10 protein-coding genes and 1 pseudogene are annotated in these 19,444 nt (G+C 72.0%); 8 read left to right on the top strand and 3 right to left on the bottom strand.

What is annotated here, in order from left to right:
* The first annotated feature begins 38 nt into the window (after positions 1–38).
* The 3 genes from ACWD4J_RS32505 (at position 39) to ACWD4J_RS32515 (ending at position 7,689) form a co-directional block, all read left to right on the top strand.
* Positions 39–1,565 (top strand): hypothetical protein, encoded by a 1,527-nt coding sequence (locus ACWD4J_RS32505; RefSeq protein ID WP_451399053.1) that lies wholly within the window; start codon positions 39–41, stop codon positions 1,563–1,565.
* Positions 1,566–1,965: 400 nt separating this feature from the next.
* Complete coding sequence (locus ACWD4J_RS32510; RefSeq protein ID WP_451399075.1) at positions 1,966–2,802, top strand: hypothetical protein; 837 nt, start codon at positions 1,966–1,968, stop codon at positions 2,800–2,802.
* Positions 2,803–2,862: 60 nt separating this feature from the next.
* Positions 2,863–7,689, top strand: coding sequence for a hypothetical protein (locus ACWD4J_RS32515; RefSeq protein WP_451399054.1), 4,827 nt, complete (start codon positions 2,863–2,865; stop codon positions 7,687–7,689).
* A 160-nt stretch (positions 7,690–7,849) separates the two neighbouring features.
* On the opposite strand, the gene ACWD4J_RS32520 is transcribed toward ACWD4J_RS32515, so the two are convergent.
* Positions 7,850–8,350, bottom strand: coding sequence for a hypothetical protein (locus tag ACWD4J_RS32520; protein WP_451399055.1), 501 nt, complete (start codon positions 8,348–8,350; stop codon positions 7,850–7,852).
* 469 nt (positions 8,351–8,819) lie between these two features.
* On the opposite strand from ACWD4J_RS32520, the gene ACWD4J_RS32525 reads away from it, so the two are divergent.
* The 5 genes and pseudogenes from ACWD4J_RS32525 (at position 8,820) to ACWD4J_RS32545 (ending at position 16,779) form a co-directional block, all read left to right on the top strand.
* On the top strand, positions 8,820–11,660 hold the full coding sequence (locus tag ACWD4J_RS32525; RefSeq protein WP_451399056.1) for a nitrate- and nitrite sensing domain-containing protein: 2,841 nt from the start codon (positions 8,820–8,822) through the stop codon (positions 11,658–11,660).
* Positions 11,657–12,097 (top strand): roadblock/LC7 domain-containing protein, encoded by a 441-nt coding sequence (locus ACWD4J_RS32530; RefSeq protein WP_451399057.1) that lies wholly within the window; start codon positions 11,657–11,659, stop codon positions 12,095–12,097. The genes ACWD4J_RS32525 and ACWD4J_RS32530 overlap by 4 nt, the downstream gene beginning before the upstream one ends.
* Positions 12,098–12,106: 9 nt before the next feature.
* Positions 12,107–12,511, top strand: coding sequence for a DUF742 domain-containing protein (locus tag ACWD4J_RS32535; protein ID WP_451399058.1), 405 nt, complete (start codon positions 12,107–12,109; stop codon positions 12,509–12,511).
* A 24-nt stretch (positions 12,512–12,535) separates the two neighbouring features.
* Positions 12,536–16,190, top strand: a pseudogene (locus ACWD4J_RS32540) (hydantoinase B/oxoprolinase family protein); the annotation flags it as partial.
* Positions 16,174–16,779 carry a GTP-binding protein gene (locus ACWD4J_RS32545; RefSeq protein ID WP_451399059.1) on the top strand — a complete coding sequence of 202 codons (606 nt, stop codon included), beginning with the start codon at positions 16,174–16,176 and terminating at the stop codon, positions 16,777–16,779. The pseudogene ACWD4J_RS32540 and the gene ACWD4J_RS32545, both read left to right, overlap by 17 nt.
* A gap of 104 nt (positions 16,780–16,883) precedes the next feature.
* On the opposite strand, the gene glpK is transcribed toward ACWD4J_RS32545, so the two are convergent.
* Both glpK and ACWD4J_RS32555 read right to left on the bottom strand, forming a co-directional pair.
* Positions 16,884–18,392 (bottom strand): glycerol kinase GlpK, encoded by a 1,509-nt coding sequence (gene glpK / locus ACWD4J_RS32550; RefSeq protein ID WP_451399060.1) that lies wholly within the window; start codon positions 18,390–18,392, stop codon positions 16,884–16,886.
* A 13-nt stretch (positions 18,393–18,405) separates the two neighbouring features.
* Positions 18,406–19,155, bottom strand: coding sequence for an MIP/aquaporin family protein (locus ACWD4J_RS32555; protein WP_451399061.1), 750 nt, complete (start codon positions 19,153–19,155; stop codon positions 18,406–18,408).
* Between the last annotated feature and the right edge of the window lie 289 nt (positions 19,156–19,444).

A 19,444-nucleotide genomic window follows, 5' to 3' on the forward strand; every position in this document is an offset into this window, starting at 1 on the left:
TTGGGCCGTTGTCAGACCGAGGACCTAGTCTGTGCACCGTGACTTTGCCAGTATCGACGGACTTCGCTTCGCCCCAGCTCAGCGCGGGGCCGCGGCCCGCTCCGGGCCCGGCCGCCGACGAGGGTCTGGCGCGGCGGCTGCGCGCGCTCGCCTGCACCGCGCCGCTGCACGACCTCGACGCGCGCAAGGCCAACCTGGCGGGTGAGTACTCGGTGTACGGCATGGCCGAGGTGGCCCTCGCCGCCATCGACCTCGTCACACTGAACATGGACTTCGACACAGGCGCGGACCACGAGCAGATAGTGGCCCGGCTCGTCCCGCGCATCGCCGCACAGGCCCCGCAGCGCCCCACCGCCGAGCACGAGCGCGTCGCCCGCTGGGTCCTGGAGAACCTGATCAACGTCGGCAGCGTCGACCGCGGCTTCCGCGCCGTGTACGGCACGTTCGCGCCCGACGGCACCTATGTGCGCCGGGACTACGACTTCAAGCTGATCGAGGAGGTCCCGGGGTACGGCGGCGCTGTGTACCTGCGCACGACCGACGAGGCGGTCAACGTCCTCGTCGGAGCCCTCGACACCGATGTCACGAGCGCCCAGATCGCCGCCGAGGTGAAGCTGGAGGTGCTGATCAACCGCGGCCGGCTCGCCGACGCCCAGCTCGCCGCCGAACAGGCCCGCTACCGCACCGTGCAGTACTCGGAATCGCTCCGCAGGGCCCTCGAGGCCACCCGGCGCAACGTGCGCGCGGTCGACTGGCTCAACGCCGTCCCCGACCTGATCGCCGAGGCCCTCGACCACGTAGCCGACCGCTACCGTCACGAGAACGCGATCCTGACGAACATCCGCAAGGCACGAGACGAGTCCGAGGACCCCGAGCAGAAGCGCCGCGCCGCCGAGCTCGTCGACATCGTCAAGGACTGCATCCGCCGCCACACGCAGCTGCAGTCCCGGCTCCTCGAGGCGGGGCCGCTGTTCCGCGCCGAACAGGACCGGCAGGCCTTCGCCGCCCCGGCCGCGCGCGCGGGTCTCGATCTCTACGGCCAGCTCGTCGCACCCGTGCTGCCGCTCCCTCTCGAGCAGGCGCTCCGCGTGACCGACGCCTACTTCGCCCGCGGGACCGGCCTGCGTACGCCCGTGTCCGTCCGGGTCGCCGACCTCGTCGACATACTGCTGACGCCGCCGCTGGAGCGGGAGCACCTCGGCGCGGAGATGCCCGAGCCCGATCTGATCGCGACGCCCGACGACAGCCGGTTCAGTGACGAGCAGCTGGCAGGCGCCATGGAGCTGCTCGACCTGCCCTCCGACGCACCGCGCCGGCTCTCGGGCCTGCTCGCCGAGGCGCGCAGGCGCGATCCCGATCTGCCCTATCTGGTCGCGCTGCTCGCCGTACACGCGGCCAGCCCACCTGTCGGCACGGCCTACCGCCAGGGCGAGGAGAAGCTGCTGTTCGCCGTGGACGACGGCACCGAACTCGACGACCTGGAGTTCGGCGGTGCCGACCTGATAGTCGGGACGGCCCTGCTCGATGCCGCGGGCATGGCGGCCGACCGGACGGAGGCCGCGTAGTGCCGCCGGCGCCGAGCGCACCGCCGCGAACCGGTCGGGACACCTTCGTCCGGCCGCCGACCACCGTCGCCGCCGACGCGACGACCGTCGGCGACACGCAGGCCCGTGGCGCCGTACGCGCGTGCATCGCGAGCCATCCCCGCGAGACGGAGCGCGCTCGTGCCACGGGGCATGCCCGTTGCGCGGCAGCTGCCCGCTCCGGACAGCCGAGCCGCGGGACCATCTGCCGGGCGCACGCCTGGGCCGCAGCACGCTGCCGTGCGCTCGCGCCCGGTACACCTTCCCTCGCCGAGCGCCCTCTTTCCGTACGACCTCACCACCCCAGCAAGGAGCACCAGCCGTGACCGACGACCACGCAGACGGGACCGCGTGGGGCGAGCCGGAATCCGGGGCGGCCCCGGTGGGGGCCAAGGCCGCCGTGACCCCTGCCGACGCCGCCGACGCGGCACGCCTCGTCGCCTTCGGGCTGCAGCCCAAGCTGCAGCCGGCGCGCGACCAGGAGTACGCGGAGCTGCTGCGCCGTTACCGCGAGGACCCGCCGTTCGCGCGGATCTCGGACGCCGTCGCCGCCGGGCTCGGGCTGGTGGTCCTCGAGGTGTCCCCGCGCGCGGGCATGGCGGTGACCGCCGCCGAGGACTCCGTCTTCGCCGTCCGCATGGGCGACTACGCCCGCCGCGCGTCGGCCGACTCCGGCGACCGCTTCTTGCACGGCCTCGCTCACCTGGCCGTCGCCGCGATGGCGTTCCCCCGCCCCGAGGACCTCGCCGACGACGGCTACATCGGCCGGGTGACGGTCAACGGCGTCGACGCGTTCGTCCGCCAGGCCTGCCGCCGCCTGGAGGAACAGGCCGCCGAACAGGGCGAGAACACCGACCCGGCCAGCGACGCGCCCGGACTCGAGGCCGCCTGGCGGATCTGGGCGAGGCGCAGCGCGACCGGCGCGACCAAGGACGCCCGCCGGCTCGCCGGCTCGACCACCGGCATCGTCGGCAAGGCAGTCGCCTTCCTCACCGATTCGGGGTTCCTGCAGCGCACGGGGGACGACTCCGGAGGGACGTACCGCACGACCGCCCGCTACCAGCTGCAGGTAAGAGACATGGCCGGCGGCGCCGCCATGGCCGAACTCCTTGAGCTCGGCATCGTGCCGGTGAGCGACGGGACGGCGAGCCTGCTGCCGCCCGAGGGCACCGACGACCTGGAGCTGGTGGCCGACGCCGGCCTGCCGTTCCACTCCTGACCGCCTGAACCTCTTCCACGACCTTCACGACCTCTTTCACGACTACGAGAGTCCGCCGCAATGTACGAGTTGTCCCGGGTCCGCCTCTACTCCATCGGGCCTGCCGGTGCGCGCTACGCCGACACCGTGCTGGACCTGCGGGGTGTCGGCGAACCCGTGCCGCACCCCGCACCCACCCAGGTGGAGTTCTTCGAGGAGGAGCCCGTCGGACCGCCGCGCCGGCCCGCGCCCGCCGGCGTGCTCTTCCTGGAGAACGGCGGCGGCAAGTCCGTACTGCTGAAGCTGATCTTCTCGGTGATGCTCCCGGGCCACCGGAACACCCTCGGCGGCGCCAGCTCCGGCGTGCTGCGCAAGTTCCTGCTCGCAGACGACTGCGGCCACGTCGCGCTGGAATGGCAGCACACCCTGACCGGCGAGTGCGTCGTCGTCGGCAAGGTCAGCGAGTGGCGCGGGCGGCAGGTGTCCAACGACCCGCGAAAGTTCGCCGAGGCCTGGTACTCGTTCCGGCCCGGCCCCGGACTGAGCCTGGACAACCTGCCGGTCGCCGAGTCCACGGCGGTGCGGCCGCCCGTCGAGGGAGCGTCCGGCGCGCAGGGGCGGCGCCGCACCATGAAGGGGTTCCGGGACGCCCTGACCGAGGCGGGCAAGGCGTACCCGCACCTGGAGGTCCACTGGGAGGAGATCCACGAGCGCTGGACCGAACACCTCGGCGAGCTGGGCCTCGACCCCGAACTCTTCCGCTACCAGCGGGAGATGAACGCCGACGAGGGCGAGGCCGCGGGCCTGTTCGCGGTGAAGAAGGACTCCGACTTCACCGACCTGCTGCTGCGCGCCGTCACCGACACACGTGACACGGACGGGCTCGCCGACCTGGTCAGCGGCTTCGGCAACAAACTGGGACGGCGCGGCGAACTCATCGCCGAGCGGGACTTCACCTCGGGATCGGTAGACCTCCTCGGCCGGATTGTCGAGGCCGCCGACGCGCGGGCACGCGCGCGTGGCATCCACGCGGGCGCGGAGCGGCGCACCCGCACCCTCGCCCGTCGTCTCTCGGCACGTGCAGCCCAGCAGCGTGGCCGCGCCGCCGACCTCGCCCAGCGGGTCACCGCCGCCGCGCACACGGTCACCGAGGCCGAGCAGGCACGCGGCCGGAGCGCGCTGATCGCCGCCGAACTGGCCTACCGGCACGCCTCGTTGGCGCTCGCGGGCGCGGAGAAGGCCGCCACTGCGCAGAAGCGTGAGCTCGCCGACGCCCGCACACTGCACTCCGCCTGGCAGGCGGCCGAGGCCGTGCTGCGCCACCGCGCGGCCGCCGACCGCTCCGCGCGCGTGGCCGCCGCCATCCGCGAGGCCGAGCGGGACGCCGCCCCCGCGCTCGCCGCCCGCGCCAAGGCAGCCGCCGATCTCGTACGCGCCCTCCACGGCGCCGCCGGGAACGCGGAGCGCCTGGCGAACGAGGAGGAGGAGCGGTCCGCGGCCCTCCAGGAGGCCGGCGAGGCCGCGCATCGCGACGCGACGGCCGCCGCGACCGAGGCACAGCGTGCCCGCAGCGAGGCCGGCCATCTGCGCCAGCGGCTCGCCGAGGTCGAACAGGAGACCGCCGAGGCCGTACGGGCCGGGTGGCTCGACGACACCGCGCCGGACGCCGACCCGGCGCGCGCCGCACTCGCCGCAAGCGACGCCGAGAAGACCGCCGTCGCCTCCTGGGACACCGCGCGCGAGGCGTCCCGCCGCGCCGCCGAGCATGCTCGCGAGGCCGCATCCGCCGAGTCGCGCGCCGAACTGACCGCGGCGCGCGCGGCGGACGCCGCGACGGCCGCCGAGCGCGCGTACGAAGCGGAGCGCCGCACCGCCGAGTCCCTCGCGGGCGAGGAACGGCTGGCGGAACTGCTGGGCCTGCCCGCCGGGGCGCGCCCCACCGTGGTGCCGCATCCCCGACGGGAACCGGGCACGGGCACCGCCGACGGCTCCTCCCGCGCGGGCGAAGGCGGCTCGGCAGCCGAGCGCGATGCGGGTGCACCCGGCAGTGCCGTGGGCCGCAGCGCAGAGAACGGCGCTTCGCAAGCGGAGCATGCTGCTTTGCAAGCGGCGGAAACCCATGAAGTGGAAGAAACCCAGGCCGCGGCCGAAGCCCCGCTGACCGCCGAGGAGCTCGACCGCTGCGCCGACGAACTGCGCGGGCTGCTCGACCACGCGGTCGCATCCGCCGAGCGGCAGCTCTTCGAGCTGCGCACCGCCGCCGCCGACGACGCCCGGATTCTCGGCGCGCTCGGTGACGGCGGACTGCTGCCGCCCGGGCCGGACGTACTCGCCACGGTCGAGTTCCTCGGTGAGCACGGCATCCCGGCACTGCCCGGCTGGCGCTACCTCGCCCAGGCCGTCGACCCCGCCGACCACGCACGCGTGCTGGCCGCCCGGCCCGAACTCGTCGACGGCGTCGTCATCACCGACCCCGACACCCACGCGCGGGCCCGCGAGACGCTGAGCAGCGCCGCACTGCTGCCGCGCTCCGCCGTCGCCGTGGGCACCGCCGCGGCCCTGCTCGCACCCACCCCGGCCCCCGGGACGGGCGACACCGACGTGTTCCTCGTACCGCCGAACCCGGCCATGCACGACGAGCAGGCCGCCGACGAGGAGCGGGAGGCCCTGCGCGCCCGCGCAGGCCGGCGTGACGAGGACATCCGAGAGCTCGCAGCCCGCCTCGCCAAGGACCGCGAGCTCACCGCGCGGCTCGCTTCCTGGCGGGCCGGTTGTCCCGCCGGCCGGCTCACCGAACTCGCCACCGCCGCCCGCGACGCACACGTGTTCGCCGAGGAGGCCGAGACCGAGCTCGCCGAGGCGCGCACCGCAAGGGCCGAGGCCGACGAGGCCGCGGCCGAGGCGGCCCGGGTGCGCGACGAGCGGCAGGACGTCGCGCAGCGCGCGCGCCGCGCCGCCGATGCGCTCGCCGGGCTCGCGTTCCGGTTGCGCGAGCGTGCGGGATGGCAGGTCAGACTGCGCGAACTCGCCGACGAGGCCGTCGAGTCGGAGGCTCGCGCCCAGGTCTGCCTCGAGCGTGCCCGCGCCGCCGACGAGGACCGCCGCGGAGCTCAGCGCGCCGCCGACGACGCCCGCCGCACCGCTCGCGCCCTCCGCGCGGAGCGCGCCGACATCGCCGGCGCGCCCGACGACGTGGTGGATGACGACGACACCGCAAGCGGTGAGTCCGCGGGCGGTGCGGGCCGGAACGGCAAAGCGCCCAGGGCGTCGCTGCCCGCGCTGCGCGAGGCGTACCGCGCGGCCTCCCAGGTCTACGAGAAGGTCGGCGTCGGCGCCGACCTGCGCGCCGAGCAGGCCCGCGCCGAGAGCGACGAGAGCGCTGCCCTCGCCGAGCTCGACCGGCTCAGCAACAAGGTGCGCACGCGTGCGGCCCAGCTCCTCGAGTCCCCGGACGGCTCCGACGGGCCGTCCCGGCAGGCCGCCGCCGCGCGCGCCGAAGAGCTGGTCCAGCTTCTCGAGACCCGCGCCTCCGCGGCCAGCGAGCAGCTCGGCAGGCTCCGGGCGGAGGCCGAGCGGCACGCGCCCGAGGACGGCGAGGCACACACCGAGCTGCCCGACGACCTGGTCCCCGCCGACACCGAGCACGCCCAGGCTCTCCTGCGCACCGCCACCGCCGAACTCGCGTCCCGCACCGATGCGTTGACCGAGGCCAGGGACACGCACGCCGAACTCCTCGCCGCCCATCGCGCCGCCGAGGACGCCGCCGGAGGATTCGACGAGTCGGCCGCCCAGCTGCGCGACCTGCTCCGTGAGAACTCGGGTGACGACCCGGAGGAGCCGGAGCCGTACCCCGGGGACCTGCAGGAGGCGCGGCAGGCAGCGGCCGAGGCCCGCCGCTCGCTGCGCGGCTGCGCCGCCGATCTGTCCGCCGCGGATGCGGCCGTACGCGAGGCGAGCGACGTGCTCGTACGCCACGCCAACTCCACGCGGTACGAACAGGTCCGTACGCCCGCGCGCCAGCAGATCCGCGAACTGCCCGCCTCCGCCCTGCCGGAGCACGCGCAGAAATGGGCCGAGGCCTTCGCCCCCCGTCTCCGCGTCCTCAGCGACGAGCTGGAGCAGCTGGAGCGCAACCGCGACTCGATCGTGGACCGCCTCCGGGGCCTCGTCGAGTCCGCCCTCGCCACCCTCCGTTCCGCCCAGCGGCTTTCCCGCCTCCCGGAGGGCCTCGGCGAGTGGTCCGGCCAGGAGTTCCTGCGTATCCGCTTCGACGAGCCGGACCAGGCCACGCTCAGCGAGCGGCTGGGCGAGGTCATCGACGAAGCCACCCGCGCCGCGGTGAGGAAGAACTCCGACCTGCGCCGTGACGGCATGTCCCTGCTGCTGCGCGGCGTCGGCGCCGCCATCCAGCCGAAGGGCGTCGCCGTCGAGATCCTCAAGCCGGACGCCGTGCTGCGTGCGGAGCGTGTCCCGGTCGGGCAGATGGGCGACGTGTTCTCCGGCGGCCAGCTGCTCACCGCCGCCATCGCCCTGTACTGCACGATGGCCGCGCTCCGCTCGAACGACCGGGGCCGTGACAAGCACCGTCACGCCGGCACGCTGTTCCTCGACAACCCGATCGGCCGCGCCAACGCGACGTATCTGCTGGAACTCCAGCGGGCCGTTTCGGACGCGCTCGGTGTGCAACTGCTCTACACCACGGGCCTGTTCGACACCACGGCACTCGCCGAGTTCCCGCTGGTGATCCGGCTGCGCAACGACGCGGACCTGCGGGCCGGGCTGAAGTACATCAGCGTGGAGGAGCACCTCAGGCCGGGACTGCCGCATCACGCACCCGCGGGGGAGACGGTGCACGGCGAGATCACGGCGACGCGGATGTTCAAGCGGCCCGCACCCGCCCAGGGTTGACCTGGCCGCGTGCCGCGGCGCTCATCCAGGGGTGACCGCCCGCGCACCCTGCCGTCCGGTCACCGAGGGACGGGGCGTGCATACGGCCGGGACCAGGCCGGCGCGCACCGCCGGAACTGCGTCAGTGCTTACCGGCGGGCTACGTGTGTGCGGAGCCGGACTACGAGTGCGACAACTGCCCCCGGCTGCCGCGCCTCCGTATCCGTTCCTGCTCCCGGGCCAGCAGCCGTGCCTGTCTGCGGGCGCGGCGCCGCTCACGGCGGAGCCGGCGGGCCGTGCTGCTGGGCGTCGACAGGACGCCGTGCCGCTGTCTCCACACCTGACGCGTGATCCACACGTCCAGCACGCCCCAGGTCGCCGCGACCGTGCTGGCCACGCTGGAGAGCACCATGGGGAAGGCCAGCCAGGAACCGGCGAGCGTACACAGGAAGGCGACCACCGCCTGAACGAGCGTCAGGGCCACTATCAGCACGGCCCGGACCGCCGCCGTACGCACCGGGTCGGGCATGCGCGGGCGCCGAGCAGGTTCCTCGACCCACAGCGGTTTCCAGCGCGCGTCGGCCATCGGCCCTGCGAGCCCTGCCGCCACGTCCCCGGATCCCTGCGTGGATCCGGGTGCGGCGCCGTCGCCCGACGCCATGCGCCGCTCTGCCGTGCCCATCGACTCGTCACTCCCCTCGGCCTTGCGTGCCCCTCGCCCCGCATGCCCCTCGGTCGTGTGCCGGTCCGAACCGCCGGCCCCGACCCTCATTTGCTGCCCGGTTTGCACTGCTTTACTCCGCTGGAGGCGCCGGGCGTCACATGTGGCCTGTTCCGCCCTCCAGTTCCCGTACGTAAGGACGAACGAGGGCAGAAGAAGATTCCCGAGTTGCATGGAAATCCAGCCACTCTGACCACCTGTCACGACGCGCGAGTTCGGCCGACGTCCGCGGTGCCGATATTTCGCGTAATCCCCCGAGCTGAGGCAGGCGGTCCCTCGCCGACCAGGACTCCGGGCGCCGTCTTTCCGCGGCTGTCCTGTGAAAGTATCCAGACACGTCTTCGAGTTGTTCGTGTGTCAGTAGTAGGCTCACGCCGTTTGTTGACGCACATGTGCACCCCCGGGACAGGGGGTCGATCTGGGGGAGGCCATGCGCTTTCGCGGGAAATCCATCCGCCGGAAGATCGTGGCGCTGCTCGTCGTCCCGCTGGTCTCCCTGCTGTCCATCTGGGGCTTCGCGACGGTGCTCACCGGGCGTGAGGCGAGTGATCTGTTCACGGTCGGCAGCGTCCTCGAGAAGATCGGCTATCCCGTCGAGGATGCCGTGCGCCTCATCCAGCAGGAGCGGCGGCAGGCCCTGGTCTACCTGGCAGACCCCCGCGACTCGGCCGCCGTCACCGCCCTGCGCGACAGTCGCGTACGGACGGACCTGGTCGTGGAGAAGATCCGCAAGAACGGAACGGATCCGGGTTTGCGGGACGAGCTCTCGCAGGAGAACAGCAGACGGCTCACCTCCCTCCTGGACGCGCTCGACGGGATCGACTCACTGCGCCGCAGCGTCGCCACGGGCAGTATCACGCCCTACAAGGCGTTCACCCTCTACAACCGCCTGGTCGACCCCTGCTACACGTTCCTGACGAACCTGCACCGGATCGACAATGTGGAGCTGGACAAGGAGGCCCGCGCACTCGTCAATCTGGCACGCGCGCGTGAACTGCTGTCCCGCGAGGACGCCCTGCTCGGCTCCGCGCTGGCCGCACAGCACATCACGCGGGCCGAGATCCGCGACATCTCCGACCTCGCGGCGCAGCGCACCATGCTGTACGACATCAACCTGCCGCTGCTGCCCGACGAGGACCGCGACCGCTACCAGCATTTCTGGAACGGCGCCGCCTCGGCGCCGCTTCGCGCGGCCGAGCACTCCGTCATCACCTCCACATCCGGCATGCCCCATGACGTCACCATCGCCACGTGGAACAGCGCAGCCGGAGACGCGCTCACCGATCTCGCCAAGATCAACACCACGGCGGACGAGCACTACCAGGACCGCGTCAGGCCCGCCGCCGTCGGCGTCCTCGTCAAGGCCGGCGTCGCCGGCGTGCTCGGTCTGCTCGCCCTGCTGTTCTCGCTGGTCCAGTCCGTACGCATCGGCCGGGGCCTCATCCGCGATCTGCGCCGCCTGAGCCTCGAGGCCCACGAGTCGTCCGGTGTCCGGCTGCCCAGCGTGATGCGGCGCCTCGCCGCGGGCGAGCAGGTCGACGTGGAGACCGAGGCGCCCCGGCTCGAGTACGAGAAGCACGAGATCGGCCAGGTCGGACAGGCGCTCAACACCCTTCAGCGGGCGGCCGTCGAGGCGGCCGTGAAACAGGCCGAACTGCGCCAGGGGGTCTCCGAGGTCTTCGTGAACCTCGCCCGCCGCAGCCAGGTACTGCTGCACAAGCAGCTCACACTGCTCGACGCCATGGAACGCCGTACCGAGGACGCCGAGGAACTCGGGGACCTCTTCCGCCTCGACCACCTGACCACCCGTATGCGGCGGCACGCCGAGGGCCTGGTGATCCTCTCCGGCGCCGCCCCCTCCCGCCAGTGGCGCAAGCCGGTCCAGCTCATGGACGTGGTCCGCGCCGCCGTGGCCGAGGTCGAGGACTACGAACGCATCGAGGTGCGCCGACTGCCGCGCGTCGCCGTCACCGGCCCCGCCGTAGCGGACCTCACCCACCTCGCGGCCGAGCTTCTGGAGAACGCCACGGTGTTCTCACCACCGCACACCGCCGTGCAGGTCCTGGGCGAGCGCGTCGCCAACGGCTTCGCACTGGAGATCCACGACCGGGGCCTCGGCATGGCCGCGGACACGCTCCTCGACGCCAATCTGCGGCTCGCCGAGCGCCAGGAGTTCGAGCTGTCCGACACCGACCGGCTCGGCCTCTTCGTGGTCAGCCGGCTCGCCCAGCGGCAGAACGTGCGTGTCTCGCTGCAGCCGTCCCCCTACGGCGGAACCACCGCGATCGTCTTCATCCCGGAAGCCCTGCTCACCGAGGACGTGCCCGACACCAACGGCGTCGGCTTCCGCCTCGACCGTCCGCAGGCGAAGGAGCTGGCCCCCCGGGACGCGCACGATGACCTCATGGACCGCGCGGCGGGGCTCACCTCCCTGCCCGTACCGCTGCCCGAGCTGTCACCCGCCGTCCTCGACGGCCCGGTGGAGCTGGAGGCGCCGCTCGGGACGGAGGGCCTCGACGACTTCCCGGGCGTGCTCGGCGACGAGGACAGCGAGCGGGGCGGCATCTTCCGGCCACGCCGCTCCATCGCCGCACCCCCGAGCGAACAGCACCAGCAGGCTCTCGACGAGCACGCGGCCCGGTTCGGCTCCGCGCGGCCCGGCGACGAGGACCACCCCGGCGCTCCCGTGCCGCTGCCGCGGCGCAGGACACCCAAGCTGGTGAGCTCCTACGGCCGCCCGGTCGGGCACCCGCGGGAGCCCGACGAGGAACCCACGGCGGACCGTCCCGCGCAGCCGGCCATGTCCGGACCAGCACAGTCACCGCCGCGCGGGAGCTCCGAGGGCACGCCCGAGGTCCCCCCGCAACGGACCAAGGCAGCCGCCACCCGCTTCGAGACGCGATCGAGCGGGAACGGCGACAAGTCGACAGGGGATGCCGACGGGCCGGCGCCGGACGGCGCCGGACCGGGCGGAAGGGCCGAGCCGCGGGTAAACGGCGCCGGACCGAGCGCAAGCGGCGGCAGCGTGCTGCCCCGCCGCGTACGCCAGGCCAGCCTCGCCCCGCAGCTCAGGATGGGGCCGGAGCACCGCACCGAGCGGGAAGCCGCTCGCGACGCCCCCGGGCCCGAAGCACGCGACGCCGATGAGGTACGCAGCCGTATGGCCTCGCTCCAGCGGGGCTGGCAGCGTGGACGTGAGGAAAACGCCGCGGGCGACGATGCGCCCGACGGCACAGCACAGGGAACGACATCTGAGGGGGACGGTCGATGACCGCACCGAACGCCACCAGCGACACCGCGACGCCCGGAGTCTCGGGCGAGCTCAACTGGCTGCTCGACGACCTGGTCCAGCGCGTCGCCAACATCCGCAAGGCGATCGTGCTCTCCGGCGACGGTCTCGCCACCGGCGTGTCGGCGGACCTGACCCGTGAGGACGCCGAGCACCTGGCGGCCGTGGCCTCCGGGTTCCACAGCCTCGCCAAGGGCGTCGGCCGCCACTTCGAGGCGGGCAGTGTCCGGCAGACCGTGGTCGAGCTCGAAGAGGCATTCCTCTTCGTCACGGCCGCCGGCGACGGCAGCTGCCTCGCCGTGCTCTCCGACAGCGACTCCGACATCGGCCAGATCGCGTACGAGATGACGCTGCTGGTCAAGAGGGTCGGTGTGCATCTGGGCACGGCGCCGCGTACGGATCTGCACCCCGGCGGGTAGTGGGATGGCATGAGCGAAGACGGTCAGGAGACGCAGGACACGGCTCACTGGTTCGACGACGACGCCGGACCGGTGGTGCGTCCGTACGCCATGACGCGCGGCCGCACCACGAGTGCCGTGCAGCACCGCCTCGACCTCATCGCCCTCGTCGTCGCCGAGGACGCGACGCACGATCCGGAGACGGACCACGCGCTGTCTCCGGAACACGTCGACATCGTCACCCGGTGCCGTGAAGCGCCCCAGTCGGTCGCCGAACTCGCAGCCGGGCTGAACCTGCCCATCGGCGTCGTGCGCGTCCTCATCGGCGATCTCGCCGATGAGGGCCTGGTGCACGTCGCGCGTCCCGTGCCTCCCGCGGAGCTGCCGGACGAGAGTATTCTCCGCGACGTGATCAACGGTCTCAGGGCGCTCTGAGCTGGGCGGAAGCGGGTGAGACGCATGACAGGCTGGCAGTTCTGGGTCGACCGGGGAGGCACGTTCACCGATGTCGTCGCGCGGACCCCGGACGGCCGTCTGCTGACCCACAAGCTCCTGTCGGACACCCCGCGCTACGCGGACGCCGCGGTCGCGGGCATCCGCGAAATCCTCCGAGCCGTCGAGCAGGACGGCGGCCCGCGGCAGGGTGGAGACTCGGAGGCGACGATCGACGCCGTCCGCATGGGCACCACCGTCGCCACCAACGCCCTCCTCGAACGCAAGGGCGAGCGCACCCTCCTCGTCATCACCCGCGGCTTCCGCGACGCCCTGCGCATCGCCTACCAGAACCGCCCCCGCATCTTCGCCCGCGAGATCGTGCTCCCCGAGCTGCTGTACGAGCGGGTCGTCGAGGCCGACGAGCGCATCACCGCCGACGGCGAAGTGCTCCGCGCCCCGGACCTGGAGGGTCTCGCCGGACCGCTGCAGGAGGCGTACGACGACGGGATCCGCTCCGTCGCCGTGGTCTGCATGCACAGCCATCTGCACCCCGCCCACGAGCGCGCGATCGGCGAGCTCGCCGCCCGCGTCGGCTTCCCGCAGATCTCACTCTCCAGCGAGGTCAGTCCGCTGATGAAGCTGGTGCCGCGCGGCGAGACGGCCGTCGTCGACGCGTATCTGTCGCCGGTGCTGCGGCGGTATGTGCGGCACGTCGCCGACCAGCTTCAAGGCGTGCGGCTGATGTTCATGCAGTCCAACGGCGGGCTCACCGAGGCAGGCCAGTTCCGCGGCAAGGACGCCATTCTGTCCGGGCCGGCCGGCGGCATCGTCGGCATGGCCCGTATGTCGCAGCTCGCCGGATTCCACCGTGTCATCGGCTTTGACATGGGCGGCACGTCCACGGACGTCTCGCACTTCGCCGGTGAGTACGAACGGGTCTTCACCACGCAGATCGCGGGGGTGCGGCCGCGCGCGCCCATGCTGGACATCCACACCGTCGCCGCGGGCGGCGGCTCCGTGCTCCACTTCGACGGCAGCCGCTATCGCGTGGGTCCCGACTCGGCGGGCGCCGACCCCGGACCGGCCTGCTACCGAAACGGCGGCCCGCTCACCGTCACCGACGCCAACGTCGCCCTCGGACGCATCCACCCGGCACACTTCCCGAGCGTTTTCGGCCCCGAAGGCGACCAGCCCCTCGACGCCGAGCTGGTCCATGACCGCTTCGCCGCCCTGGCACACGACATCAGGGAGCAGACCGGCGACGACCGCACCCCCGAGCAGGTCGCCGAGGGCTATCTGCAGATCGCGGTGGCGAACATCGCAGGCGCCGTGAAGCGGATCTCCGTCCAGAAGGGCCACGACATCACCCGCTATGCCCTCACCACCTTCGGGGGCGCGGGCGGCCAGCACGCCTGCAAGGTCGCCGAATCGCTCGGCATCCGCACCGTCCTGGTCCCGCCCATGGCAGGCGTCCTGTCCGCGCTCGGCATCGGCCTCGCCGACACGACCGCCATGCGTGAGCAGTCCGTCGAGGCCCGCCTCGAACCCGCCGCGATGCCCGCCATCCACAAGACCGCCGACGACCTGGAGAGCGCGGCGCGCGCCGAACTCCGGGCCGAGGACGTGCCCGACGACCGCATCCACGTCACCCGCCGCGCCCAGCTGCGCTATGACGGCACGGACACCACGCTCACCGTGGAACTCTCCGACCCCGACGCCATGACGCACGCCTTCGAGGACCGTCATCGCGCCACCTACTCCTTCACCCTCGACCGTCCGGTCGTCGTCGAAGCCCTCTCCGTGGAAGCCACCGGTCTCACCGAACCCCCCGATCTGTCCGCGCTCGCCGAGCGGACCCCCTCCGCCGGCACCCCGGAGACCGTCAGGCTGCACACGGGCGGCGCCTGGCGCGACGTACCCCTGCACCGGCGCGAGGAGCTGCCCCCCGGCCACACCGTCACAGGACCGGCGATCATCACCGAGTCCGGCTCCACGACGGTCGTGGACGACGGCTGGCAGGCGGCGATGAACCCCGACGGTCACCTGGTGATGGAACGGGTGGCGGTCACGGAGAGTTCCGACGTCGGCACAGAAGCCGATCCGGTGCTCCTCGAGGTCTTCAACAACCTCTTCATGTCGATCGCCGAACAGATGGGCGCCCGCCTGGAGTCGACCGCCCAGTCCGTCAACATCAAGGAACGGCTCGACTTCTCCTGCGCCCTCTTCGACCCGGACGGCAACCTCGTCGCCAACGCCCCCCACATCCCCGTACACCTCGGATCGATGGGCACCAGCGTCAAGGAGGTCATCCGCCGCCGCAGCGACAGCATGCGCCCCGGCGACAGCTACGCGATCAACGACCCGTACCACGGCGGCACCCACCTCCCCGACGTCACCGTGATCACCCCGGTGTTCGACGCGGCTGGCGAGCGGATCCTCTTCTACGTCGCCTCGCGCGGCCACCACGCCGAGATCGGCGGCATCGCCCCCGGCTCCATGCCCGCGAACAGCCGCACCATCGAGGAGGAAGGCGTCCTCTTCGACAACTGGCTGCTCGTCGAAGGCGGCCGCTTCCGCGAGGAGGAGACGCGCCGCCTGCTCACCGGGGCGCCCTACCCGTCCCGCAACCCGAAGACCAACCTCGCCGACCTGCGCGCCCAGATCGCCGCCAACCGCAAGGGCGTCGACGAAGTCGCCCGCATGATCGAGGACTTCGGCCTCGATGTCGTCCAGGCCTACATGAAGCACGTCCAGGACAACGCCGAGGAAGCGGTACGCCGCGTCATCGACGCCCTCGAGGACGGCGAGTACGCCTACGAGACCGACTCCGGCGCCGTCATCCGCGTCCGTATCCGCGTGGACCGCGTGGGCCGGTCCGCCACCCTCGACTTCACCGGCACGTCGCCCCAGCTCGACACCAACTTCAACGCACCGCTCTCCGTCGTCAACGCCGCCGTCCTGTACGTCTTCCGGACTCTCGTCGCCGACGACATCCCGCTCAACGACGGCTGCCTGCGCCCCCTGCGCATCATCGTGCCACCCCGTTCCCTCCTGGCACCCGAGCCCCCGGCCGCCGTCGTCGCCGGGAACGTCGAGACCTCGCAGGCGATCACCGGCGCCCTCTACGCCGCCCTGGCCGTCCAGGCCGAGGGTTCCGGCACCATGAACAACGTCACCTTCGGCAACGAGCGGTACCAGTACTACGAGACCGTGGCCTCCGGATCCGGCGCGGGCGACGGCTTCCCCGGCGCACCCGTCGTCCAGACCCATATGACCAACTCGCGCCTCACCGACCCCGAGGTGCTGGAATGGCGACTCCCCGTCCTCCTCGACGAGTTCGCGGTGCGGCACGGCAGCGGCGGAGCCGGCCGGTGGCGCGGCGGGGACGGCGCCGTACGCCGGATCCGCTTCCGCGAACCGATGACGGTGTCCACGCTGTCCCAGCACCGCAGGGTGCCGCCGTACGGCATGGCGGGCGGTGAGCCAGGGACCCTCGGCGTCAACTGTGTCGAACGCGCAGACGGCACAGTCACCCGGCTGCGCGGCAGCGACTCCGCCGAAGTGCGTCCCGGTGACGTACTCGTGATCGAAACTCCGGGCGGCGGCGGATACGGTCGACCGGGGCACGATCCCAGCGAACAGTGAGTCAGGAGAAGAAACCGATGATCCTCGGGCGCTCCGCGCGCGACAGGACCCCAGTCGAGCCCGTCACGCTCAAGATCCTCGTGGCCGGCGGCTTCGGGGTGGGCAAGACGACCCTCGTCGGCGCGGTCAGCGAGATCAGACCGCTGCGCACCGAGGAGCTGCTCACCGAGGCCGGCCGCCCGGTCGACGACACCAGCGGCGTGGAGGGCAAGCACACCACCACGGTGGCCATGGACTTCGGGCGCATCACGCTCCGCGACGACCTGGTGCTGTATCTCTTCGGCACCCCCGGGCAGGAGCGTTTCTGGTTCCTGTGGGACGAGCTCTCCACGGGCGCCCTCGGAGCCGTCGTGCTGGCCGACACCCGGCGTCTGGAGGACTGCTTCGCCGCCGTCGACTACTTCGAGCGCCGTTCCATCCCCTTCGTCGTCGCCGTCAACTGCTTCGACGGGGCCACCCGTCACCCGGCGGACCAGATCCAGCAGGCCCTCGACCTCGACCCCGGGGTGCCGGTGGTGCTGGGCGACGCACGGGACCGGGAGTCCGTCAAGCAGATGCTGATCGAGGTAGTCGAGCACGCCATGACGGTCGCCGCGGACCACCGCCAGACCGTCGCCACCTGAAGCGGCCCGTACCCCCACCGACCGGGGTACGGGCCGCGGCCCACGCGCGCGTGCCGCACGATCAGCGGGAGACGGTCACCCCGCTTGCGTATGCGCGGCGGCGGTCACGCGCCGTCGTCGTGCCAGCTGAAGCTCTTCTCCACCGCCTTGCGCCAGTTGTCGTACTCGCGGTCCCGCACCTGCGTCTCCATGGACGGCGTCCACTCGGCGTCCTTCTGCCAGTGCGTCTTGAGCTCGTCGAGGTCGTTCCACACGCCGGTCGCCAGACCGGCGGCGTAGGCCGCGCCCAGGCAGGTGGTCTCCGACACCCTGGGCCTGATCACGGGCACGCCCAGCACATCCGCCTGGTGCTGCATCAGCAGGTTGTTCTTGGTCATGCCGCCGTCCACCTTGAGGGTGGTGATCGGCACGCCCGAGTCCTGGTACATGGCGTCGACGACTTCCCGCGTCTGCCAGCTCGTCGCCTCCAGCACGGCACGCGCCAGATGCGCCTTGGTCACGTACCGGGTGAGGCCGGTGATGACCCCGCGGGCGTCCGCACGCCAGTACGGCGCGAACAGGCCGGAGAACGCGGGCACGATGTAGGCACCGCCGTTGTCGTCCACGCTCGACGCCAGCGGCTCGATCTCGTCGGCCGTGCGGATGATCCCGAGCTGGTCGCGGAACCACTGCACCAGCGCACCGGTGATCGCGATGGCCCCTTCGAGGCAGTAGACGGGCGCCTCGCTGCCGATCTTGTAGCCCATCGTGGTCAGCAGGCCGTTCTTCGAGGGCACCGGCCGGTTCCCGGTGTTGAGCAGCAGGAAGCTGCCGGTGCCGTACGTGTTCTTGGCCGTGCCCGTGTCGTAGCAGGCCTGCCCGAACACGGCGGCCTGCTGGTCGCCCAGCGCCGACGCGACAGGAACCCCTTCGAGCTGCCCCACGGCCGTCCCGTACACCTCGGCGGAGGACCTGATCTCGGGCAGGACCGCCTCGGGCACGTTCATCGCCGACAGGATCGACGGGTCCCACTGCAGCGTCTGGAGGTTCATCAGCATGGTGCGGCCTGCGTTGGTCACGTCCGTGACGTGCACCCCGCCGTCCGTACCGCCCGTGAGGTTCCAGATCAGCCAGGAGTCGATCGTGCCGAAGGCGATCTCGCCGCGCTCGGCACGTGCCCGCAGGCCCGGCACGTTGTCCAGCAGCCAGGCCGCCTTGGGCCCGGAGAAGTAGCTGGCGAGCGGCAGCCCGGTCTGCTCGCGGAAACGGTCCTGCCCGTCCGAGCCGCCCAGCTCGGTGCAGAGCGCGGACGTACGCGTGTCCTGCCACACGATGGCGTTGTGCACGGGCTTGCCCGTCGCGCGGTCCCACAACACCGTCGTCTCGCGCTGGTTGGTGATGCCGAGCGCGCTGAGCTGGTCGGCGCGCAGTCCGGCCTTGGCGATCGCCCCCGCGACGACGGCCTGCACCTTGGACCAGATCTCGGTGGCGTCGTGCTCCACCCAGCCGGGCTTGGGGAAGATCTGGCGGTGCTCGCGCTGGTCGACGGCGACGATCGCGCCGTCCTGGTTGAAGATGATGCAGCGGCTGGAGGTCGTGCCCTGGTCGATTGCGGCGACGAACTTGTCCGTCATGACGTCCCCTTCGTCAGAAGGCTGCGTTGTAGATCAGTCCCGACAGGGCTCCGCCGATGAGCGGCCCGACCACCGGAATCCAGGCGTAACTCCAGTCGGATGTGCCCTTGTTCGGTATCGGCAGGAACGAGTGCACGATGCGCGGTCCCAGGTCGCGGGCCGGGTTGATCGCGTAACCCGTGGGCCCGCCGAGGGAGAGGCCGATGCCGACGACCAGCAGCGAGACGATCAGCACGAGGGTGCCCGACTCGCCGAGCCCCTTCGTCAGCCCGAAGGCCAGGACCGGCAGCACCAGGCCGATCGTCGCGATGATCTCGGTGATGAGGTTGGCGACCGGGTTCCTGATCTCCGGGATGGTGGAGAAGATGCCCAGCGTCGGTGTCGGTTCGTCCGTGGACCTCTCTTTCGTGCCCTCCTTGCGGACGTTGGCCTGGAACTGCGCCAGGTACACGAGGTAGGCGAGTACGGCTCCCAGCATGGCGCCGACCATCTGGCCGAGCAGATAGAGCGGGACCTTGTCCCACTTGCCGGTGTCGACGGCGATGCCGATCGTGACGGCCGGGTTGAGCTGGCCGCCGGAGAGCGGGGCTGCAGTGTACGCGCCCGCCAGTACGCCGAAGCCCCATCCGAAGGCGATGACGGTCCACCCCGCTGCTTTCGCCTTCGAGTGGTTGAGGGTGACGGCGGCGCAGACGCCGGCGCCGAAGAGAATCAGGATCGCGGTACCGATCGTTTCGCCTAAGAAGATGTCTCCGTTGCTCATGGCGGCTCCTGGGCCTGGCCCGCGGCGGGTTCTCCGCCCCGGTGCTCCGTGCAGGGTGCGTTTCCCGTGCCTGTGTGAGCCCTGGGCAGGGAGTCCCGTGCCCCGCCCGGCCTCTGTGATGAGCGTGCCCTCACAGCCGAATCGCCCGTAGCGCCAGTGGAGATGGCCCGGACCTGCGGCAATGGGGTAGCCGAGGCCTGGCGGAGCCATGGATGGCCGGGCAGCCGATGTGCGGCGATGCCGACTGACACCCGGAAGTGTTCACCGGTGGTGTGGGGGCGTCAAGGTC

The organism is Streptomyces sp. NPDC002577 (genome assembly GCF_053594815.1).